Below are 18,235 nucleotides of genomic sequence, written 5' to 3' on the forward strand. Positions count from 1 at the left end.
AGTTTCATGTTAGTGGCGGTTAATGACACCATAAGCAATAGTGAATGCAATAGCAGCAATACCTACAACGATTGCCATGACAGCCCAGAAAATAGTCATCGCACGGCGTCCCTTGCGATTGTTAAAAGGAAGTCCCCAACCAATCATGATGACACCTAGCAATCCAAGCCAGATTTTATAAGTGATAACAATCGCCGCATCAAAATAGGCAAAAGCAACCAAACCTAAACCTAGCAAAGAAATCAAATAAGACCACTTACCCTTCAAAAATGAAGGCAAGGCCCAACCAAATAATACTAAACCTAGTAGAGCAAGAGCTCCACCACCAAAAAATACAGGTACAATATAATTATCAAACATATTCATATTATAGCATATCTTAAAAAGTTAGGAAATAGAATCTATCGACCTAAGTGATATCCAATCTTTAAAATTTGTTTCCTCTCAATCACAGATTGATTCGCAGATACTAACTATTTATTTGGGTACAAAAAAACAAGACCCAGAAAGGACCTTGTTTTAATAGCCTAATTGCGCTTTGTTTGCACTACATCTATGATCAAAACGGACTGAAATTTATAAATCGGGGGCAAAATGGGGGCAAAACATAAGAAAAAGGCTTGTCCATATTGGACAAACCCTTTCATTTCAAGCTTATATAGTCTAATTAAGCTTTGTTTGCTGAACCGAATACGTCGATACGTTCTTCAACAGCTTCTGTAATAGCTTCGAAACCTGGTTTCAAGAATTTACGTGGGTCGAAGAGTTTCTTCTTGTCGTATTCTGCTTCATTTGCTTCGTATTCAGCAACAAATTTACGTGTTGCGTTAGCAAATGCGATTTGACATTCAGTGTTAACGTTAACTTTAGCAACACCAAGTTTGATAGCTTCTTGGATTTGATCGTCAGGAATACCTGATCCACCGTGCAATACGATTGGGAAGTTAGGAACAGCTTCTGTCAATTTTTGCAAGTGGTCAAGGTGAAGTCCGCTCCAGTTTTCTGGGTAAGGACCGTGGATGTTACCGATACCTGCTGCAAGGAAGTCGATACCAGTTGCAACCATAGCTTTAGCATCTTCGATTGGTGCCAATTCACCATCACCGATGATACCATCTTCTTCACCACCGATTGTACCAACTTCAGCTTCAACTGATACACCGTTAGCGTGTGCAAATTCAACAACTTTAGCTGCTTTTTCAAGGTTTTCTTCAACTGGAAGGTGTGAACCGTCAAACATAACTGAAGTATAACCTACACGGATACATTCCAAAGCGTCATTGTAGTGACCGTGGTCAAGGTGAATAGCAACTGGTACAGTAATACCCATTGATTCAACCAATTCTTCGATAAGGACTTTACACAATTTGTAACCACCCATGTACTTAGCTGCACCCATAGAAGTTTGGATAAGTACTGGAGCTTGTTTAGCTTCTGCTGCACGCAAGATAGCTTGAGTCCACTCAAGGTTGTTTGTGTTAAATCCACCAACTGCGTAACCATTATCACGAGCTGCTTGGACAAATTTTTCTGCTGAAACGATTGCCATTATAAAGGCCTCCTATATTTTTTTGGGTTTGAACCCGTTTACAAGTTTATTCTATCACAATTGAACTCAAAAAACTAGCTTTTCTACAATTTGTAAGCGTTTTGATTTTTTAATACAAAAAAACCAGTCATGTGACTGGTTACTCTGCGGAAAGAGGGACTTGAACCCTCACGACCTAAAGCGGTCACAGGATCCTTAGTCCTGCGCGTCTGCCAATTCCGCCATTTCCGCTAACAACATTAGTTATTATATCAAGATTGATAACTCGTGTCAATACTTTTTTGAAAGTTTTTTAATAACTTTCTCTTGTCTCTTTCGAAACAACCATTATATAATACCATTTATTGTTTGCTGACGTCAATACTTTTTTGACTTTTTTTAAATTTTTTAGCAAAAACTATCTATCATATCTCTTGTCAAAGGTTAATCTAAACTCTTATTCAGCCTATCTAATTTCTCTCTAAGGGGAGCTAAGTAAACTTCTTCTCCAAAACCACGCGATTTTAAGCCATCCTCAGCACAAGACAATAACGATTCAGTCAAAGGTAAAATCATTTTGAGGTCTGTAGCAGAAATATCTTTTTTCGAAAATAAACGACGAATTCTAGGGTAATCATAGTCAAATGCTTCAAAAAAAGGTGAGTCATTCAAAATATTTTCTAGATTTACCAAATTGACTAAAAGACCAAGGTGAAAGGCTGCTGGCGCAAAGGTTGATGAGAAAGGTTGGGTACATACACTACGAAACTCAATAGTCCCTCGTGTCGTTAAATCTTGGAATTGATAAGAACGGTGAGTCTTAAAATCTTCCTCACTTGGTTCAATAGTGACTACTTCGCCACGAATAGAGTGTACTTTGATAGATGGCGTACTCAGATAGTCTTTAGCGCGTATTGGTTCAAAATAGTAAGTTTCGACACCACGCTTAGCAGTAAAAATGGCTGTCTCAGACAAGTAAGAAAAATAGTCATCTTCATTCTTAAATACCTTAGGAAATACTCCTGCATTTTCCTCAAACACACCATGCATGGAATTCTCCCAGAAAACATCACGGGAAAGCGCTAAATCCCAATCAGAACCCCAAAACTCAGAGTTTGCCAATAATACTGCCTTGGGTCCCTCTATTTGGTTAAAAGCATTTAAGACTCTTAAATAGGACGTTTTTGAAACATCTAATTGTACCTGACTCCCACAGATGAAAGAAGCATATTCTGGATAATCATGAAAGAAAGGATCGTTCTTTGCTTTAGATAGTTCGAGAAAATCCATAAGCATTTCATAACGAGGAGATTTAACAGGTCTGTTGTCATTTTTTGCCCAGTTTGGATTCACTCCCCAACCTTGCAACTCATGATTATGATTCTGAAGATAGGGTTGGATTATACTGAGGTAAGTATCCAGACGTTCCTCAACCTCAGAAATTCTCTCAGCCTTTGCAAAAGCAAACTCGATCGTATTGTACGAAACTTCAAAAAGAATCATGTCTCCAGAAGCTTTATCGATAAGCTGAATAGGATTATTATCAGAATCATACTTATCAGCTTGAAAATCAAAATTATCCAAGAGATAGACTAGTAACTGTTTTGTAAGAGAGACATCTGTAGCATTACCACTCAAATTAACAACTGGGTATTCCAACTCAATCCCCACAAATAATTCGGGTTGCTCCTTAATTGGCTCATAGTACCTTTGCTTAAGCAGTTTCTTGGCTGTTGTCAAAATAATGTCCCCCTTTTTAAAATAAGCTTACTCCATTATATCAAAATATTCAGACGATTTATAGACAAAAAAGGCTCTATAATTTCTGTAGTGGGTAAAACCACTGTAGAGATTATGGAGCTTTTTCAATGTACACAAAAAGTCCCATAAGAACTATAATGAAAAGCGACCAAACCATCATTAGGAAGAACTTATGAGACTTATTAAGAATACCACAGAATTAATCGGAATTAAAAATCAAAATATCAAGATTTCACTTGTTTTTGAAACTAATACTCATATCGAGATTCATGCAAAACTTGATTACCCTGCACCATCATGTCCTCATTGCCACGGAAAGATGATCAAGTACGACTTTCAAAAGCCTTCTAAAATCCCTCTTCTCGAGCAAGCGGGAACTTCAACACTACTACGTCTGAAAAAACGTCGTTTCCAGTGTAAAAATTGTAGGAGAGTCACGGTAGCTGAGACATCTATCGTTGAGAAAAACTGCCAAATCTCCAACCTTGTCCGACAAAAGGTTGCACAACTCCTAACTGAGAAGGTGTCACTAACTGATATTGCCAGAAGGCTTCGTGTGTCAACGTCCACTGTCTATCGTAAGCTTGATCAGTTTACTTTCAAGGAACATTATGACAAACTCCCAGCTATTATGTCCTGGGATGAGTTTGGGTTCAAGAAAGGTGAATTGGCTTTTGTGGCACAGAACTATGAGACAAACGAACTCATAACCATCCTTGATAATCGTCGCCAAACCTCTATACGAAACTATTCTTTGAAGTATCCATTGAAAATACGACAACAGGTGCAGTTTATCACAATGGATATGTCTGGAGCCTATATCCCACTAGCCCGCAGACTCTTTCCAAACGCCAAAATCGTTCTTGATCGTTTCCACATTATCCAGCACCTTGGACGTACCTTTTTAAAGACAAGAATTGCGATTATGAACCAGTTTGATAAGAAGTCACTACCCTATCGAGCCTTGAAAAATCACTGGCGACTCTTCCAAAAGGACAGCCGTAAGTTATCTCTCAACTCTTTCTATTCAAAGACTTTCCGCCAAACTTTAGCACCACATGAAGTTGTTGAGAAGACATTGATTTTCTCAGAAGAACTCACCAACTACTATACTCTTTACCAGCTTTTACTTTTTCACTTTCAGGAGAAAAGAGTAGATGAGTTTTTTGAGCTCATTCAAGAAAACTTAAATGTCGTCAATCATTATTTTCAAACTGTCTTTAGAACTTTTCTTAGACACAAGCAATACATCAAAAACGCCCTAGAAACGGACTATTCAAACGCAAAACTCGAAGCGACTAATAAGTTGATCAAAGACATCAAACGTCTAGGATTTGGTTTCAGAAACTTCATCAACTTTAAGAAGCGTGTCTTCATCACTCTGAACATACATAAAAAGAGGACCTATCCGGTCCTCTCTAGATGTTAGCTTTTCGTCACCCACTACAGTTGACAAAGAGCCACAAAAAAACGCCTGCTTACGAAAAATAACCGTATTACCTTTCGTAAACAAGCGTTACATGCTTATTTATTCCCATTTTTATGATGAGTGTTCCCGCTAGGCGTATGCCCAGCGGTAGACCAGAGCTAGACTAAGAAAAGCTAAGCTATTCCATCATCATAACACTCAACAAAATTGATAAAAATTAAACAAGTTCGATGATTGCCATTGGGGCAGCATCGCCACGACGTGGTTCTGTTTTAAGGATACGAGTGTATCCACCGTTACGTTCAGCATAACGAGGTGCGATTTCTGAGAAAAGTTTTTGAAGAGCAGTTGTTGATGTATATTTATCAGTTGCTTCATCATAGCTTTCAGATGCAATTTCGTTACGTACAAATGCAGCTGCTTGACGACGTGCGTGCAAATCACCACGTTTACCAAGAGTAATCATTTTTTCAACTGTTTTACGGATTTCTTTAGCACGTGCTTCAGTTGTAACGATTGCTTCGTTAATGATAAGATCTGTAGTCAAATCACGAAGAACCGCTTTACGTTGTGAGCTTGTGCGTCCAAGTTTACGGTAAGCCATGTTATCCTCCTATATTATTATTTATCGTTTTTGAGTCCAAGTCCAAGATCAGCCAACTTAACTTTGACTTCTTCAAGAGATTTACGACCTAGGTTACGGACTTTCATCATTTCAGGCTCAGTTTTTTCTGTCAAATCATGAACGGTATTAATACCGGCACGTTTCAAACAGTTATATGAGCGTACAGACAAATCAAGTTCTTCGATGGTACGGTCAAGCACCTTTTCATCGTTCACTTTTTCAGTTTCTTTCATTACATCAGTAGCTTTAGCAACATCAGTAAGGTCAGTAAACAAGTTCAAGTGTTCAATCAAAACGCGAGCCGAGAGACCGAGGGCATCTTCAGGGATGATTGTTCCGTTTGTCATGATTTCGATTGTCAATTTATCAAAACCATCATTGCTACCTACACGGGCAGGTTCAACTTGATAATTGACTTTTTTCACTGGTGTGTAGATTGAATCTACAGCCAATGTTCCCACTGGTGCATCGTCTTTCTTGTTTTCATCTGCTGGAACATAACCACGGTTTGTAGCTACTGTCATAGTCGCTTTCAAAGAAGCGCCGTCAGCGATAGTGAAAAGATAATGATCAGGGTTAACAATTTCAATGTCGCTATCAGTCAAGATGTCTCCAGCAGTAACTTCAGCTGGACCTTGGACATCAAGTTCAATTGTCTTTTCGTCTTCGACGTAAGATTTTACAGCAAGTCCTTTAATATTAAGGATGATTTGCATCACGTCTTCACGGACGCCTGGTACGGTATCAAATTCGTGGAGTACTCCATCAATCTTAATTGATGTTACGGCAGCACCTGGAAGTGATGACAAAAGTACACGACGAAGAGAGTTACCCAAAGTTGTACCATAACCACGTTCTAGTGGTTCGATGACAAATTTGCCGTAATCTTTATTTTCATCAATTTTTGTTATTATTGGTTTTTCAAACTCAATCATTTATTATACTCCCTCGAAACGAACCTTGTGTACTATTGTTATTAAAGATTACACACGACGACGTTTTGGAGGACGACAACCATTATGTGGTACAGGTGTTACATCACGGATTGCTGTTACTTCAAGACCTGCAGCAGCAAGAGCACGGATAGCAGACTCACGACCTGAACCAGGACCTTTAACAGTTACTTCAACTGTTTTAAGACCATGTTCTTGTGCAGATTTAGCAGCAGCTTCTGAAGCCATTTGTGCAGCAAATGGTGTAGATTTACGAGAACCTTTGAAACCAAGAGCACCAGCTGATGACCATGCTACAGCGTTACCATGCACATCTGTAATCATAACAATAGTGTTATTGAAAGTAGCGTGAATGTGAGCAATACCAGATTCGATATTCTTTTTCACACGACGTTTACGTGTTGGTTTAGCCAATGTTTTTACCTCCTATTTTATTTTAGTTATTTTTTCTTACCTGCAATCGCAACAGCTTTACCTTTACGAGTGCGGGCATTGTTTTTAGTGTTTTGTCCACGGACAGGAAGTCCACGACGGTGACGGATACCACGGTATGAACCGATTTCCATCAAACGTTTGATGTTAAGGTTAACTTCACGACGAAGGTCACCTTCAACTTTGATTGCATCCACTTCGCGACGGATAGCGTCTTCTTGATCATTTGTCAAATCTTTAACGCGGATGTCTTCAGAAACGCCTGCAGCAGCCAAGATTTTCTTAGATGTTGCAAGTCCGATACCGTATACGTAAGTAAGTGAAATTACTACACGTTTATCGTTTGGAATGTCAACTCCAGCAATACGAGCCATGATTTCTCCTTTCTATATTATCCTTGACGTTGTTTGTGTTTTGGATTTGTTGGACAAATTACCATAACACGACCGTTACGACGAATAACTTTACAGTATTCGCAAATTGGTTTAACCGATGGTCTTACCTTCATGTTTCAATCCCTCCAATTATTTCGATTATTTAAAGCGGTATGTGATGCGTCCACGTGTCAAATCATAAGGACTCATTTCAACAGTCACACGGTCACCGACCAAAATACGAATGTAGTTTTTACGGATTTTACCAGAAACTGTCGCCAAAATTTGGTGTCCATTTTCCAATTCAACAGTAAACATAGCATTAGGCATAGTTTCTACAACTTTACCTTCAATTTCAATCACGTCTTCTTTTGCCACGCAAAAGTACCCCCTAAAATTTCGATTTGATTTCCTCTGAGCACAGAGGTAACAATTATAAGTCAGACTAAAGTATTATAACATGCTTAAGTCTGATACGCAAGTAAGATTATATAATTATTTAATTGCTGCAATCGCTTTTTTAACATCAGCGAATACATCGTCGATATCTTGGTTACCTTGAATATCAGATACAAGACCAAGCTCACGGTAATGTGCAATAATTGGCTCACCTTGAGCAATATTCACATCCAAGCGGCGTTTCACTGTTTCTGGTTTGTCATCTTCACGTTGGTAATAGTCTTCTTCCTTGTAGTCAGCTGGTGGGTTGAATACTTTATGGTAAGTTTCACCTGTTTCGCGGTGAATAATACGACCACTCAAGCGTTCAAGAAGGCAAGATGGATCCACTTCGATATTGATTACTCCATCAAGCTCCAAACCAAGATCAACCAAGATTTGATCCAAGGCATGAGCTTGTTCGATTGTGCGAGGAAAACCATCCAAAAGGAATCCTTTTTCCTTAATGTCGTCTTGAGCCAAACGCTCTTTAACGATTCCGTTTGTTACTTCATCTGGTACCAATTCACCTTTATCGATGAATGATTTGGCCAAAACACCCATTTCAGTTTGGTTAGCCATAGCAGCACGGAACATATCACCAGTTGAGATGTGAGCTACACCAAATTCTTCAACAATTTTTGCAGCTTGAGTCCCTTTACCAGCACCTGGTAGACCCATAATTAAAAGATTCATCTTACGAACTCCTTATTTTTGTTTTCAAATAACTCTATCAAGGTTTTAACACATTGGTAGAGTTATCAAAAAACAAAAGAGAAGGGACAGAAAGTAACCTTTCTTTCCCTCTCAATTGTTCATGAGAAGACTTAGTCTTCAAGATTCATAAATCCAACGTACTGACGTTTCAATAGGTAACCTTCGAGTTGTTTCATACCTTCGATACCAGTTGAAATCAAGATCAAGAGAGATGTACCACCAAGCGCGATTGAGCTTGTAAGGTGCATAAACTGTTGAGCCGCAATTGGAGCCAATGAAATAAACGCGAGAAATACAGCCCCGATTGTTGCCAATCTCTTAAGCAATGAAGACATGTACTTTTCAGTCTCACGACCTGGACGAACACTAGGAATGTAAGACCCATTCTTTTGAAGATTTTCAGCAGTTTTTTCAGGATTTACTTGGACAAATGTGTAGAAGAATGAGAATAAGATAATCAATATCGCATAAGTAATCATTCCACTAGGTGTATTATACGAGAGTAGTCCTTGTAAGTGTGATAACCATGTAACCTTCGAGAAGAATGGAAGAATAGTACTAGGAATTGTTGTAATCGAGCTAGCAAAGATAACGGGAATAACACCAGCTGGATTTACTTTCAATGGAAGGTAAGAACTCGTTGGAGCCCCTTGAACCAATTTAGTATATTGAATTGGAATTTGATATTCTGCCTGTTGAACAAATGTCGTAAAGAAGACAATCGCCAAACCTACCACAATTAACAAAGCAACTATGATATATGAACGAGTCAATTCTCCTGTACGAACATTGACAAAGAAATCCTCGTAAATCGTTGAGAACATTTTTGGAATAGAAGCGATGATCCCTGAAAAGATAATCATTGACACACCATTACCAAAACCTTTATCTGTGATTTGTTCACCAAGCCATGTCACAATTATACTACCAGCAGTTAGAATTGTCCCAATCAATAGGTAGGTTGAAACATTTGGTGTTTTAACCAATGAAATTGATGAGAGAGTATTAAAACTTGCTGTAATACCAATCGATTGAACAAAGGCTAAAACAAGAGTAATATAGCGAGTCGCTTGGTTCAATTTACGACGACCAACTTCCCCTTGTTTGCCCCACTCCACAAATTTCGGATAGATATCCATCTGCAAAAGTTGGACGATGATTGATGCTGTAATGTAAGGACTAACCCCCATCGAGAAGATTGAAAAGTTATTCATGGCATTACCAGACACCAAGTTAAGCATGTTCAAGAAAGGTAAATCGCTTAATTGTTTCAAACTTTCCGCATTGATACCAGGAACTGTTACATGAGTCCCTACACGAAAAACGAAAATAATGAAGATTGTAAATAAAATCTTATTACGAACGTTTTTGACTTTCAATGCGTCTTTTAATAGTTTAAAGAACATAATGAGTTACCCCTCATTAGATGACTTCGATTGAACCACCTTTAGCAGTGATAGCTGCTTCAGCAGATTTTGAGAATTTAGCTGCTTTAACAGTCAATTTCTTAGTCAATTCGCCGTTACCAAGAACTTTAACGCCTGATTTTTCAGCACGAACGATTCCAGCTTCTTTAAGAACTGCTGGAGTTACTTCTGTACCATCTTCAAAGACGTTCAATTGATCAAGGTTTACAAGTGCGTATTCTTTAGCGTTGATGTTAGTGAATCCGCGTTTTGGAAGACGACGGAACAATGGAGTTTGTCCACCTTCGAATCCTGGACGTACGCCACCACCGCTACGAGCTTTTTGACCTTTTTGACCACGGCCTGAAGTTTTACCGTTACCAGATGAAGTACCACGACCTACACGGTTGCGGACTTTACGAGAACCTTCAGCAGGTTTCAATTCATGAAGTTTCATTATTATTTTCTCCTCTTTTTGTAAAATGCTAGCGCCTCTAATCAAGTAAGGTAGCTTGATTAGAAACTCGCCTATACATGAAATTCAGTTTAAGTCGCGAGGTAACCCTCACGACTTAAATCAATTTTTATTTAACGTCTTCTACAGTTACCAAGTGAGATACTGCGTTGACCATACCACGGATAGCAGCGTTGTCTTCTTTAACAACTGAGCTATTCAATTTACCAAGTCCAAGAGCAACAACTGTTTTACGTTGTTCTGGTTTGCGTCCGATTGGAGACTTAGTCAAAGTAATTTTAATTTGAGCCATTGTTATCTCCTTTCTTATGCCAAGTCAGATACTGAGATGCCACGAAGAGCCGCAACTTCTTCAGCACGTTTAAGTTGTTTCAATCCTTCAACAGTCGCACGAACGATGTTGATTGGAGTGTTTGAACCGAGTGATTTAGATGTTACATCAGCAACACCAGCCAATTCGATGACGGCACGAACTGCACCACCAGCGGCAACCCCAGCCCCTTCAACAGCTGGTTTCAACAATACTTTCGCTCCACCAAATTCTGAACGAACTTCGTGAGGAATAGTTGTACCAACCATAGGAACTTCGATAAGGTTTTTCTTAGCTGCTTCAACTGCTTTACGGATAGCTTCTGGAACCTCTTGAGATTTACCAGTACCAAATCCTACGCGACCATTACGGTCACCAACAACAACAAGAGCAGCAAAACGCATGTTGCGTCCACCTTTTACAACTTTAGTAACACGGTTGATAGCAACTACGCGTTCTTCAAGTTCTACTGCATTATCTTTAAATGCCATTATTAAGTGTCCTCCCTATTAGAATTTCAATCCGTTTTCACGAGCTGAGTCAGCCAAAGCTTTAACACGTCCGTGATAGAGATATCCACCGCGGTCAAACACCACTTCAGAAATACCTTTAGCTACTGCGCGTTCAGCAACAAGTTTACCGACAACAACGGCTTGTTCTGTTTTAGTTCCTTTAGAAACTTCTTTATCAAGAGTTGATGCACTTGCGAGCGTTACACCCGCTACGTCATCAATAACTTGAGCGTAGATGCCTGTATTAGAACGGAAAATGTTCAAACGTGGGCGATCAGCAGTTCCAGAGAGTTTTCCGCGAACGCGACGGTGGCGTTTTTGGCGGAGTTTGTTTTTATCTGGTTTCGAAATCACAATTTTCACCTCTTAATTATAATGCTAGCTCATGAGAGCTTTTGGTAAAGTGACAATCCACAAAGAATTGCCATAAGGATAGAATCCTATTATTTACCAGTTTTACCTTCTTTACGACGTACGTATTCACCAACGTAACGGATACCTTTACCTTTGTAAGGTTCTGGTGAACGAAGGCTACGGATGTAAGCTGCTGTCTGACCAACAACTTCTTTGTTAATACCACTTACAACGATTGAAGTTGCAGATGGTACTTCAAAAGTAATACCATCTGGAGCTTCAACTTCGTCTTGGTGAGATTTACCAACTGAAAGAACAAGTTTTGTTCCTTGGAGTTGCGCACGATATCCGACACCGCGCATTTCAAGTTCTTTTTTGAAACCTTCAGAAACACCAACAACCATGTTGTTCAAGTTTGCACGAGAAGTACCGTGGATTGTTTTGTTTTCTTTTGAGTCGTTTGGACGGTGAAGTGTAACTTCATTGCCTTCAACTTTGATTTCAATGTTTTTGTTAAACTCACGAGTGAGTTCGCCTTTAGGTCCTTTAACAGTAACAACGTTATCGTTGTTTGTTACTTCAACACCAGCAGGCAAAGTAATAACTTTATTACCAATACGTGACATAGTATTTAATTCTCCTGTTAGATTATCAAGCCACAAAGTGACTAGTTTTCACGGGGATGAGTTTCATAGAATATAATCAACGAAACTCGCACAAATCATTGAGATAAGTGCTTAGTATCAACTTCTTACCAAACGTAAGCGATAACTTCTCCACCAACGTTCTTTTGACGAGCTTCTTTATCAGTCAAAAGACCTTCTGAAGTAGAGATGATCGCGATTCCAAGTCCGTTAAGAACTTTAGGAACATCTTCACGTTTAGAGTAAACACGAAGACCTGGTTTAGAAATACGTTTCAAGTTAGTGATAACACGTTCACCGTTTTGTCCGTATTTCAAGAATACGCGGATGATACCTTGTTTGTCATCTTCGATAACTTCAACATTTTTTACGAAACCTTCACGTTTAAGGATTTCAGCGATACCTTTTTTAATGTTTGATGCAGGTACTTCAAGTACTTCGTGTTTAGCTTGGTTAGCGTTACGAATACGTGTCAAGAAATCTGCAATTGGGTCAGTCATAACCATTTTATATTTTCTCCTCTTACTAGTAGTTTGAATAATTCACTTGCTAGTTAATGATTGAGCTAGGCTCAGATTGTGTTAAATACATTCAAATTAGGTGAAACTAACTTAAATGTACCTTGTTTTTACCAAGAAGCTTTGGTAACACCTGGAATTTGACCTTTGTAAGCCAATTCACGGAAGCAAACACGGCAAAGTTTAAATTTGCGATAAACTGAGTGTGGACGTCCACAACGTTCGCAACGAGTGTAAGCTTGCGTAGAGAACTTCGCAGGGCGTTTGTTCTTAGCAATCATTGATTTTTTAGCCAATTTATTTACCTCCTAGATTATTTTGCAAAAGGCATTCCAAGGCCTTTAAGCAATTCACGACCTTCTTCGTCAGTGTTAGCAGTAGTTACGATAACGATATCCATACCACGTACTTTATCAACATCGTCGAAGTTGATTTCTGGGAAGATAAGTTGTTCTTTAACACCAAGTGTGTAGTTACCACGTCCATCAAATGATTTAGTTGGAACACCATGGAAGTCACGAACACGTGGAAGTGATACTGATACCAATTTATCCAAGAATTCGTACATGCGTTCACCACGAAGGGTAACTTTAGCACCGATCGCTACACCTTCACGAAGACGGAAGCCAGCGATTGATTTCTTAGCTTTAGTAATCAATGGTTTTTGACCTGAAATAAGTGCCAACTCAGCAGCAGCTTTTTCAAGAGTTTTAGCGTTGTTTACAGCTTCACCAACACCCATGTTGATAACGATTTTATCAACTTTTGGCACAGCCATAACTGAAGAATAATTGAATTTTTCAGTCAAAGCTGGAATTACTTCGTTAGTGTATTTTTCTTTAAGACGGTTAGCCATTTAATACTTTCTCCTTTCCTTCGTGATTAGTCAAGCACTTCGCCTGATTTTTTGTTGTAACGAACTTTTTTGCCGTCAACAACTTTGTAACCTACACGTCCAGCTACACCGTTCTTGTCAAGAACTTGAACGTTTGAAGCGTGGATTGGTGCTTCTTTTTCCACGATAGCACCTTGAGGGTTTTCAGCTGATGGTTTTTGGTGTTTTTTGATGATTGCAACACCTTCAACAACAACTTTGTTTACTTTTGGAAGAGCTTTAAGAACTACTGCTTCAGTTCCTTTGTCTTTACCAGCAATAACGCGAACTTTATCGCCTTTTTTTACAAACATTTGAGTATTTCTCCTATTATTTCTTACGCCCTAATGGGCACCCTGAACATTTCAGGGGACTAAGTTTGTGTTAATTCAGATTAAAGTACTTCTGGCGCCAAAGATACGATACGCATGTATCCACCTTCACGCAATTCACGTGCAACAGGGCCAAAGATACGAGTTCCACGAGGAGTTTTGTCATCGCGGATGATTACTGCAGCGTTATCATCAAACTTGATGTATGAACCGTCTGGACGGCGAGCACCAGTTTTTGTACGAACGATAACAGCTTTAACAACATCACCTTTTTTAACAGCTCCACCTGGTGTAGCTTGTTTAACAGTTGCAACGATAACGTCGCCGATGTTAGCGAATTTACGTCCTGAACCACCAAGAACTTTGATAGTCAAGATTTCACGAGCACCGCTATTATCAGCAACTTTTAAGCGACTTTCTTGTTGAATCATTTCAATTGTCTCCTTTTAGTTTTATTAGATAATAACAGCTTCTTCCACAACTTCTACAAGACGGAAGCGTTTTGTAGCTGAAAGTGGGCGAGTTTCCATGATACGAACGATATCGCCTTCTTTAGCAACGTTGTTTTCATCATGTGCTTTGTATTTTTTAGAATAGTTGATACGTTTACCATAGACTGGGTGGTTACGTTTAGTTTCAACTACAACTGTGATTGTTTTATCCATCTTGTCAGATACTACGCGTCCAACAAGGGTTTTACGTTGATTACGTTCCATTATTAGAATTGCTCCTTTCCCAATCTATTATTTGATTTCAGATTGCACAGTTTTAACACGTGCAATTTGTTTTTTCACTTCGTTCAAACGGGCAGTTTGATCAAGTTGACCTGCTGCAGCTTGGAAACGAAGGTCGAAAAGTTCTTTCTTAAGTTCGTTTTCTTTTTTAGCAAGCTCTTCTTGAGACAAGCCACGAAGCTCAGCAACAAACTTTTTGATTTCTTCAAGTTTCATGTCTTCTCCTTATTCTGCTTCACGTTTCACGAATTTACATTTAACTGGCAATTTGTGGCTAGCAAGACGAAGCGCTTCACGTGCAACTTCTTCAGAAACACCTGCGATTTCGAACATTACTTTACCACGTTTAACTGGTGCTACCCAACCTTCAGGTGCCCCTTTACCAGAACCCATACGTACACCGATAGCTTTAGCAGTGTATGATTTGTGTGGGAAGATCTTAATCCAAACCTTACCACCACGTTTCATGTAACGAGTCATGGCAATACGAGCAGCCTCGATTTGACGGTTTGTAATCCAGTGGCTAGTTGTAGCTTGAAGACCGTATTCACCGAATGATACTTCTTTACCACCTTTAGCCTCACCGCGCATTTTTCCACGGAATTCACGACGGTGTTTAACACGTTTAGGTACTAACATTTGTTATTTGCCTCCTTTAGTGTTTTTACGAGCTGGAAGAACTTCTCCACGGTAGATCCAAACTTTAACACCAAGTTTACCGTAAGTTGTGTCAGCTTCTTCCCAAGCGTAATCGATATCAGCGCGAAGTGTGTGAAGTGGAACTGTACCTTCAGAGTATCCTTCTGCACGGGCAATATCTGCACCGTTCAAACGACCTGATACTTGAGTTTTGATTCCTTTAGCTCCAGCACGCATTGCACGTTGGATAGCTTGTTTTTGTGCACGACGGAAAGCAACACGTTGCTCAAGTTGGCGAGCAATTGTTTCACCAACAAGGTGAGCGTCCAAATCAGGTTTCTTGATTTCAACGATGTTGATGTGTACTTGTTTTCCAGTCAATTTGTTAAGTTGAGCGCGAAGAGCGTCAACGTTTGATCCACCTTTACCGATAACCATACCTGGTTTTGCAGTGTGAAGTGAAACAATAACTTTGTTTACAGCACGTTCGATTTCAATAGTTGAAACTGAAGCGTCTGCAAGTTCTTTTTGAATGAATTTGCGGATTGCCAAATCTTCGTGAAGGTAATCTGCGTATTCTTTTTCAGCATACCATTTCGCATCCCAGTCACGGATGATCCCGACACGCATACCAATTGGATGTACTTTTTGACCCACGAGTTTACCTCCTTATTTTTCTGACACAACTACTGTTACGTGAGTTGTGCGTTTGTTGATTGGTGAAGCTGAACCTTTCGCACGTGGACGGAAACGTTTCATTGTTGGTCCTTCGTTTGCGAATGTTTCAGATACTACCAAGTTAGCTTTTTCCAAACCAAAGTTGTTTTCTGCGTTAGCGATAGCAGAGTTAAGAGTTTTCTCAACAATGCGAGCTGCTTTGTTTGGAGTGAATTTCAAGATTGCGATTGCATCAGCAACGTTCTTACCACGGATAAGATCAAGAACAAGACGTGTTTTACGAGGTGAAACACGCACTGTACGAGCCATTGCTTTAGCTGAAGTAATTTCTGCCATTGTGTCCTCCTCCTATTAACGACGTGTTTTCTTATCGTCAGCTGCGTGACCTTTGTAAGTACGAGTTGGTGCAAATTCACCAAGTTTGTGACCTACCATGTCTTCTTGGATGTAAACAGGAACGTGTTTACGTCCATCATAAACTGCGATAGTGTATCCGATGAAACTTGGGAAAATCGTTGAACGACGTGACCAAGTTTTAATTACTTTTTTCTTTTCGTCATTTGCTTGAGCTTCAACTTTTTTCATCAAATGCTCATCGACGAAAGGTCCTTTTTTAAGACTACGTCCCATTTTGTAGTTTTCTCCTTTAAATTGAATGTACCACAGCGGCTTGCACTAAGAAATGCTACCGAGTTGGCGGATGTTATGTGCTAAGCGACTAAATTATTTTTCGTTACGACGACGAACGATAAGTTTGTCAGATTTAGCTTTCTTGTTACGAGTTTTAAGACCAAGCGCAGGTTTACCCCATGGAGTAGATGGCGCTTTACGTCCAACTGGTGCTTTACCTTCACCACCACCGTGTGGGTGATCGTTAGGGTTCATTACAGAACCACGAACTGTTGGGCGAATACCCTTCCAGCGATTACGGCCGGCTTTACCAAGGTTGATAAGTGATTGTTGTTCGTTACCTACAGTACCGATAGTTGCACGACATGTACCAAGAACCATACGAACTTCGCCTGATTGAAGACGAACAAGTACGTATTTACCTTCTTGACCCAAAACTTGAGCAGAAGCACCAGCGGCACGGATAAGTTCAGCACCTTTACCTGGTTGAAGCTCAATGTTGTGGATAACTGTACCAACTGGGATGTTTGCAAGTGGAAGAGCGTTACCAATCTTGATATCCGCATCTGGACCTGAAACGATACGTTGACCTACTTCAAGACCTTTAGGTGCGATGATGTAAGCTTTAACCCCGTCAGTGTAGTGTACAAGAGCGATGTTTGCAGTACGGTTTGGATCATACTCAATTGTTTTAACAACTGCTTCAACGCCATCTTTGTTACGTTTGAAGTCAATCAAACGGTAGTGGCGTTTGTGTCCGCCACCTTGGTGACGTACAGTGATACGACCGTTGTTGTTACGACCAGCTTTGTTCTTAAGAGAAACAAGCAATGATTTTTCAGGAGTGCTTGTAGTGATTTCTGCGAAATCCAAAGAAGTCATGTTACGACGGCCATTTGTCGTTGGTTTATAAACTTTAATACCCACGTTAATTTCTCCTTTGATTATTCAGCTTCAGCTGCAAACAACTCGATTGCTTTAGAATCAGCTGTAAGAGTGATGATAGCTTTTTTAGTTTTTGAAGTGAAACCAGTGTAACGTCCAACACGTTTTTGTTTTGGTTTAACAGTTACAGTGTTCACGCTAGCAACTTTAACACCTTCAAATGCAGCTTCAACTGCTTGTTTGATCAAGAGTTTGTGTGCACGTGTATCAACTTCGAAAGTGTATTTTCCTGCTTCAAGAGCAATCATAGATTTCTCAGTGATAACAGGTTTTTTGATTACGTCATACAAATTCATTATGCAAGAACCTCCTCGATTGATGAGATAGCTTCTTTAGTAACAAGAAGTTTATCTGCGTTTACGATGTCAAGTACGCTTGCAGTTGCAGGAGTTGCAACAGTTACGTTTGCAAGGTTACGTGCTGAAATTTCAGCGAATTTGTTTCCTTCTTCAACGATAACAAGTACTTTAGAATCGATGCTAAGAGCTGAAAGAACGTTTGCGAATTCAGCAGTTTTTGGAGCTGCAAATGAAAGAGCTTCAACTGCTACAAATTTATCTTCTGCAACTTTAGCTGAGTAAACAGATTTCAATGCAAGGCGACGAACTTTTTGTGGAAGTTTGTATCCGTAAGAACGTGGAGTTGGTCCGAAGACAACACCACCACCACGCCATTGTGGTGAGCGGATAGAACCTTGACGAGCACGTCCAGTTCCTTTTTGACGCCATGGTTTACGTCCACCACCTGATACTGCTGAACGGTTTTTAACCGCGTGAGTACCTTGGCGAAGGCTAGCACGTTGGCTGATTACGACATCAAATACTACTGATTCGTTTGGTTCGATACCGAAGATAGCGTCGTTAAGTTCAACTGTGCTAACTTCTTTACCAGTTTGGTCAAATAGTTTTACGTTTGCCATTTTTAACT

Annotated in this window: 30 protein-coding genes, 1 tRNA gene and 1 pseudogene; 1 reads left to right on the forward strand and 31 read right to left on the reverse strand. The window is 39.7% G+C overall.

All coding sequences use genetic code 11. The annotated features are described in order from the left end of the window. Window positions 1-9: 9 nt before the first annotated feature. The 4 genes from PCY16_RS07130 to PCY16_RS07145 form a co-directional block, all read right to left on the reverse strand. Window positions 10-366, reverse strand: a complete 357-nt coding sequence (locus PCY16_RS07130) for a hypothetical protein (protein WP_002892073.1) — start codon at window positions 364-366, stop codon at window positions 10-12. A 301-nt stretch (window positions 367-667) separates the two neighbouring features. Continuing rightward, window positions 668-1,549 carry a class II fructose-bisphosphate aldolase gene (locus PCY16_RS07135; protein WP_002885816.1) on the reverse strand — a complete coding sequence of 294 codons (882 nt, stop codon included), beginning with the start codon at window positions 1,547-1,549 and terminating at the stop codon, window positions 668-670. 145 nt (window positions 1,550-1,694) lie between these two features. Further along, window positions 1,695-1,780, reverse strand: a tRNA-Leu gene (locus PCY16_RS07140). Window positions 1,781-1,972: 192 nt separating this feature from the next. Continuing rightward, window positions 1,973-3,268 (reverse strand): gamma-glutamylcysteine synthetase, encoded by a 1,296-nt coding sequence (locus PCY16_RS07145; protein ID WP_195413421.1) that lies wholly within the window; start codon window positions 3,266-3,268, stop codon window positions 1,973-1,975. A 193-nt stretch (window positions 3,269-3,461) separates the two neighbouring features. On the opposite strand from PCY16_RS07145, the pseudogene PCY16_RS07150 reads away from it, so the two are divergent. Continuing rightward, window positions 3,462-4,711 (forward strand): annotated as a pseudogene (locus tag PCY16_RS07150) (ISL3 family transposase). 224 nt (window positions 4,712-4,935) lie between these two features. Here the strand turns inward: PCY16_RS07150 and rplQ are convergent. From rplQ to rplD, 27 genes are all read right to left on the reverse strand, one after another. Further along, the gene (gene rplQ, locus PCY16_RS07155; RefSeq protein ID WP_002885709.1) at window positions 4,936-5,322 is read right to left on the reverse strand and encodes a 50S ribosomal protein L17; all 387 of its coding nucleotides are present in this window, start codon (window positions 5,320-5,322) and stop codon (window positions 4,936-4,938) included. 17 nt (window positions 5,323-5,339) lie between these two features. Then, a complete protein-coding gene (locus PCY16_RS07160) occupies window positions 5,340-6,278 on the reverse strand; it encodes a DNA-directed RNA polymerase subunit alpha (RefSeq protein ID WP_002885793.1) in 939 nt (312 codons plus the stop codon). A gap of 48 nt (window positions 6,279-6,326) precedes the next feature. Then, window positions 6,327-6,710: a 30S ribosomal protein S11 gene (gene rpsK / locus PCY16_RS07165; RefSeq protein ID WP_002885718.1), complete on the reverse strand. Its 384-nt coding sequence runs from the start codon at window positions 6,708-6,710 to the stop codon at window positions 6,327-6,329. A gap of 26 nt (window positions 6,711-6,736) precedes the next feature. Next, on the reverse strand, window positions 6,737-7,102 hold the full coding sequence (gene rpsM / locus PCY16_RS07170; RefSeq protein WP_002885820.1) for a 30S ribosomal protein S13: 366 nt from the start codon (window positions 7,100-7,102) through the stop codon (window positions 6,737-6,739). Window positions 7,103-7,119: 17 nt separating this feature from the next. Beyond that, the gene (gene rpmJ / locus PCY16_RS07175; protein ID WP_000868345.1) at window positions 7,120-7,236 is read right to left on the reverse strand and encodes a 50S ribosomal protein L36; all 117 of its coding nucleotides are present in this window, start codon (window positions 7,234-7,236) and stop codon (window positions 7,120-7,122) included. A gap of 25 nt (window positions 7,237-7,261) precedes the next feature. Continuing rightward, window positions 7,262-7,480, reverse strand: coding sequence for a translation initiation factor IF-1 (gene infA / locus PCY16_RS07180; RefSeq protein WP_001040189.1), 219 nt, complete (start codon window positions 7,478-7,480; stop codon window positions 7,262-7,264). A gap of 117 nt (window positions 7,481-7,597) precedes the next feature. Beyond that, complete coding sequence (locus PCY16_RS07185; protein ID WP_021144709.1) at window positions 7,598-8,236, reverse strand: adenylate kinase; 639 nt, start codon at window positions 8,234-8,236, stop codon at window positions 7,598-7,600. A gap of 131 nt (window positions 8,237-8,367) precedes the next feature. Then, window positions 8,368-9,663, reverse strand: coding sequence for a preprotein translocase subunit SecY (gene secY / locus PCY16_RS07190; protein WP_021144710.1), 1,296 nt, complete (start codon window positions 9,661-9,663; stop codon window positions 8,368-8,370). A gap of 16 nt (window positions 9,664-9,679) precedes the next feature. Next, on the reverse strand, window positions 9,680-10,120 hold the full coding sequence (gene rplO / locus PCY16_RS07195; RefSeq protein ID WP_002885849.1) for a 50S ribosomal protein L15: 441 nt from the start codon (window positions 10,118-10,120) through the stop codon (window positions 9,680-9,682). Between the two features lie 127 nt (window positions 10,121-10,247). Next, window positions 10,248-10,430, reverse strand: coding sequence for a 50S ribosomal protein L30 (gene rpmD, locus PCY16_RS07200; protein ID WP_002885773.1), 183 nt, complete (start codon window positions 10,428-10,430; stop codon window positions 10,248-10,250). A gap of 14 nt (window positions 10,431-10,444) precedes the next feature. Continuing rightward, the gene (gene rpsE / locus PCY16_RS07205) at window positions 10,445-10,939 is read right to left on the reverse strand and encodes a 30S ribosomal protein S5 (RefSeq protein ID WP_002885626.1); all 495 of its coding nucleotides are present in this window, start codon (window positions 10,937-10,939) and stop codon (window positions 10,445-10,447) included. A gap of 18 nt (window positions 10,940-10,957) precedes the next feature. Beyond that, a complete protein-coding gene (rplR, locus tag PCY16_RS07210; RefSeq protein ID WP_002885810.1) occupies window positions 10,958-11,314 on the reverse strand; it encodes a 50S ribosomal protein L18 in 357 nt (118 codons plus the stop codon). Window positions 11,315-11,403: 89 nt separating this feature from the next. Further along, on the reverse strand, window positions 11,404-11,940 hold the full coding sequence (gene rplF, locus PCY16_RS07215) for a 50S ribosomal protein L6 (RefSeq protein WP_195413423.1): 537 nt from the start codon (window positions 11,938-11,940) through the stop codon (window positions 11,404-11,406). Between the two features lie 125 nt (window positions 11,941-12,065). Then, the gene (gene rpsH, locus PCY16_RS07220; RefSeq protein ID WP_002885642.1) at window positions 12,066-12,464 is read right to left on the reverse strand and encodes a 30S ribosomal protein S8; all 399 of its coding nucleotides are present in this window, start codon (window positions 12,462-12,464) and stop codon (window positions 12,066-12,068) included. Window positions 12,465-12,586: 122 nt separating this feature from the next. Beyond that, entirely contained in the window at window positions 12,587-12,772 is a 186-nt protein-coding gene (locus PCY16_RS07225) for a type Z 30S ribosomal protein S14 (protein WP_001085699.1), read from the reverse strand. 17 nt (window positions 12,773-12,789) lie between these two features. After that, the gene (rplE, locus tag PCY16_RS07230; RefSeq protein WP_002887058.1) at window positions 12,790-13,332 is read right to left on the reverse strand and encodes a 50S ribosomal protein L5; all 543 of its coding nucleotides are present in this window, start codon (window positions 13,330-13,332) and stop codon (window positions 12,790-12,792) included. A gap of 26 nt (window positions 13,333-13,358) precedes the next feature. After that, window positions 13,359-13,664 carry a 50S ribosomal protein L24 gene (rplX, locus tag PCY16_RS07235; RefSeq protein ID WP_002885874.1) on the reverse strand — a complete coding sequence of 102 codons (306 nt, stop codon included), beginning with the start codon at window positions 13,662-13,664 and terminating at the stop codon, window positions 13,359-13,361. 80 nt (window positions 13,665-13,744) lie between these two features. Further along, the gene (gene rplN, locus PCY16_RS07240; protein WP_002885711.1) at window positions 13,745-14,113 is read right to left on the reverse strand and encodes a 50S ribosomal protein L14; all 369 of its coding nucleotides are present in this window, start codon (window positions 14,111-14,113) and stop codon (window positions 13,745-13,747) included. A gap of 24 nt (window positions 14,114-14,137) precedes the next feature. Then, entirely contained in the window at window positions 14,138-14,398 is a 261-nt protein-coding gene (rpsQ, locus tag PCY16_RS07245) for a 30S ribosomal protein S17 (protein ID WP_002885836.1), read from the reverse strand. A gap of 27 nt (window positions 14,399-14,425) precedes the next feature. Continuing rightward, window positions 14,426-14,632 (reverse strand): 50S ribosomal protein L29, encoded by a 207-nt coding sequence (gene rpmC / locus PCY16_RS07250; RefSeq protein ID WP_002885754.1) that lies wholly within the window; start codon window positions 14,630-14,632, stop codon window positions 14,426-14,428. A gap of 9 nt (window positions 14,633-14,641) precedes the next feature. Next, window positions 14,642-15,055, reverse strand: a complete 414-nt coding sequence (gene rplP / locus PCY16_RS07255; RefSeq protein ID WP_000960950.1) for a 50S ribosomal protein L16 — start codon at window positions 15,053-15,055, stop codon at window positions 14,642-14,644. Window positions 15,056-15,058: 3 nt separating this feature from the next. After that, window positions 15,059-15,712, reverse strand: coding sequence for a 30S ribosomal protein S3 (gene rpsC / locus PCY16_RS07260; protein WP_002885727.1), 654 nt, complete (start codon window positions 15,710-15,712; stop codon window positions 15,059-15,061). A 12-nt stretch (window positions 15,713-15,724) separates the two neighbouring features. Beyond that, window positions 15,725-16,069, reverse strand: a complete 345-nt coding sequence (gene rplV / locus PCY16_RS07265; RefSeq protein ID WP_002887063.1) for a 50S ribosomal protein L22 — start codon at window positions 16,067-16,069, stop codon at window positions 15,725-15,727. A 15-nt stretch (window positions 16,070-16,084) separates the two neighbouring features. Then, window positions 16,085-16,363 carry a 30S ribosomal protein S19 gene (rpsS, locus tag PCY16_RS07270; protein ID WP_000533765.1) on the reverse strand — a complete coding sequence of 93 codons (279 nt, stop codon included), beginning with the start codon at window positions 16,361-16,363 and terminating at the stop codon, window positions 16,085-16,087. A gap of 93 nt (window positions 16,364-16,456) precedes the next feature. After that, complete coding sequence (gene rplB, locus PCY16_RS07275) at window positions 16,457-17,290, reverse strand: 50S ribosomal protein L2 (protein ID WP_002887065.1); 834 nt, start codon at window positions 17,288-17,290, stop codon at window positions 16,457-16,459. 17 nt (window positions 17,291-17,307) lie between these two features. Further along, entirely contained in the window at window positions 17,308-17,604 is a 297-nt protein-coding gene (locus tag PCY16_RS07280; protein ID WP_002887066.1) for a 50S ribosomal protein L23, read from the reverse strand. Further along, window positions 17,604-18,227, reverse strand: coding sequence for a 50S ribosomal protein L4 (gene rplD, locus PCY16_RS07285; protein ID WP_195413424.1), 624 nt, complete (start codon window positions 18,225-18,227; stop codon window positions 17,604-17,606). The genes PCY16_RS07280 and rplD overlap by 1 nt, the downstream gene beginning before the upstream one ends. Window positions 18,228-18,235: the final 8 nt, after the last annotated feature.

This window comes from Streptococcus sp. SS4 (genome assembly GCF_030440125.1).
Lineage (GTDB): Bacteria > Bacillota > Bacilli > Lactobacillales > Streptococcaceae > Streptococcus.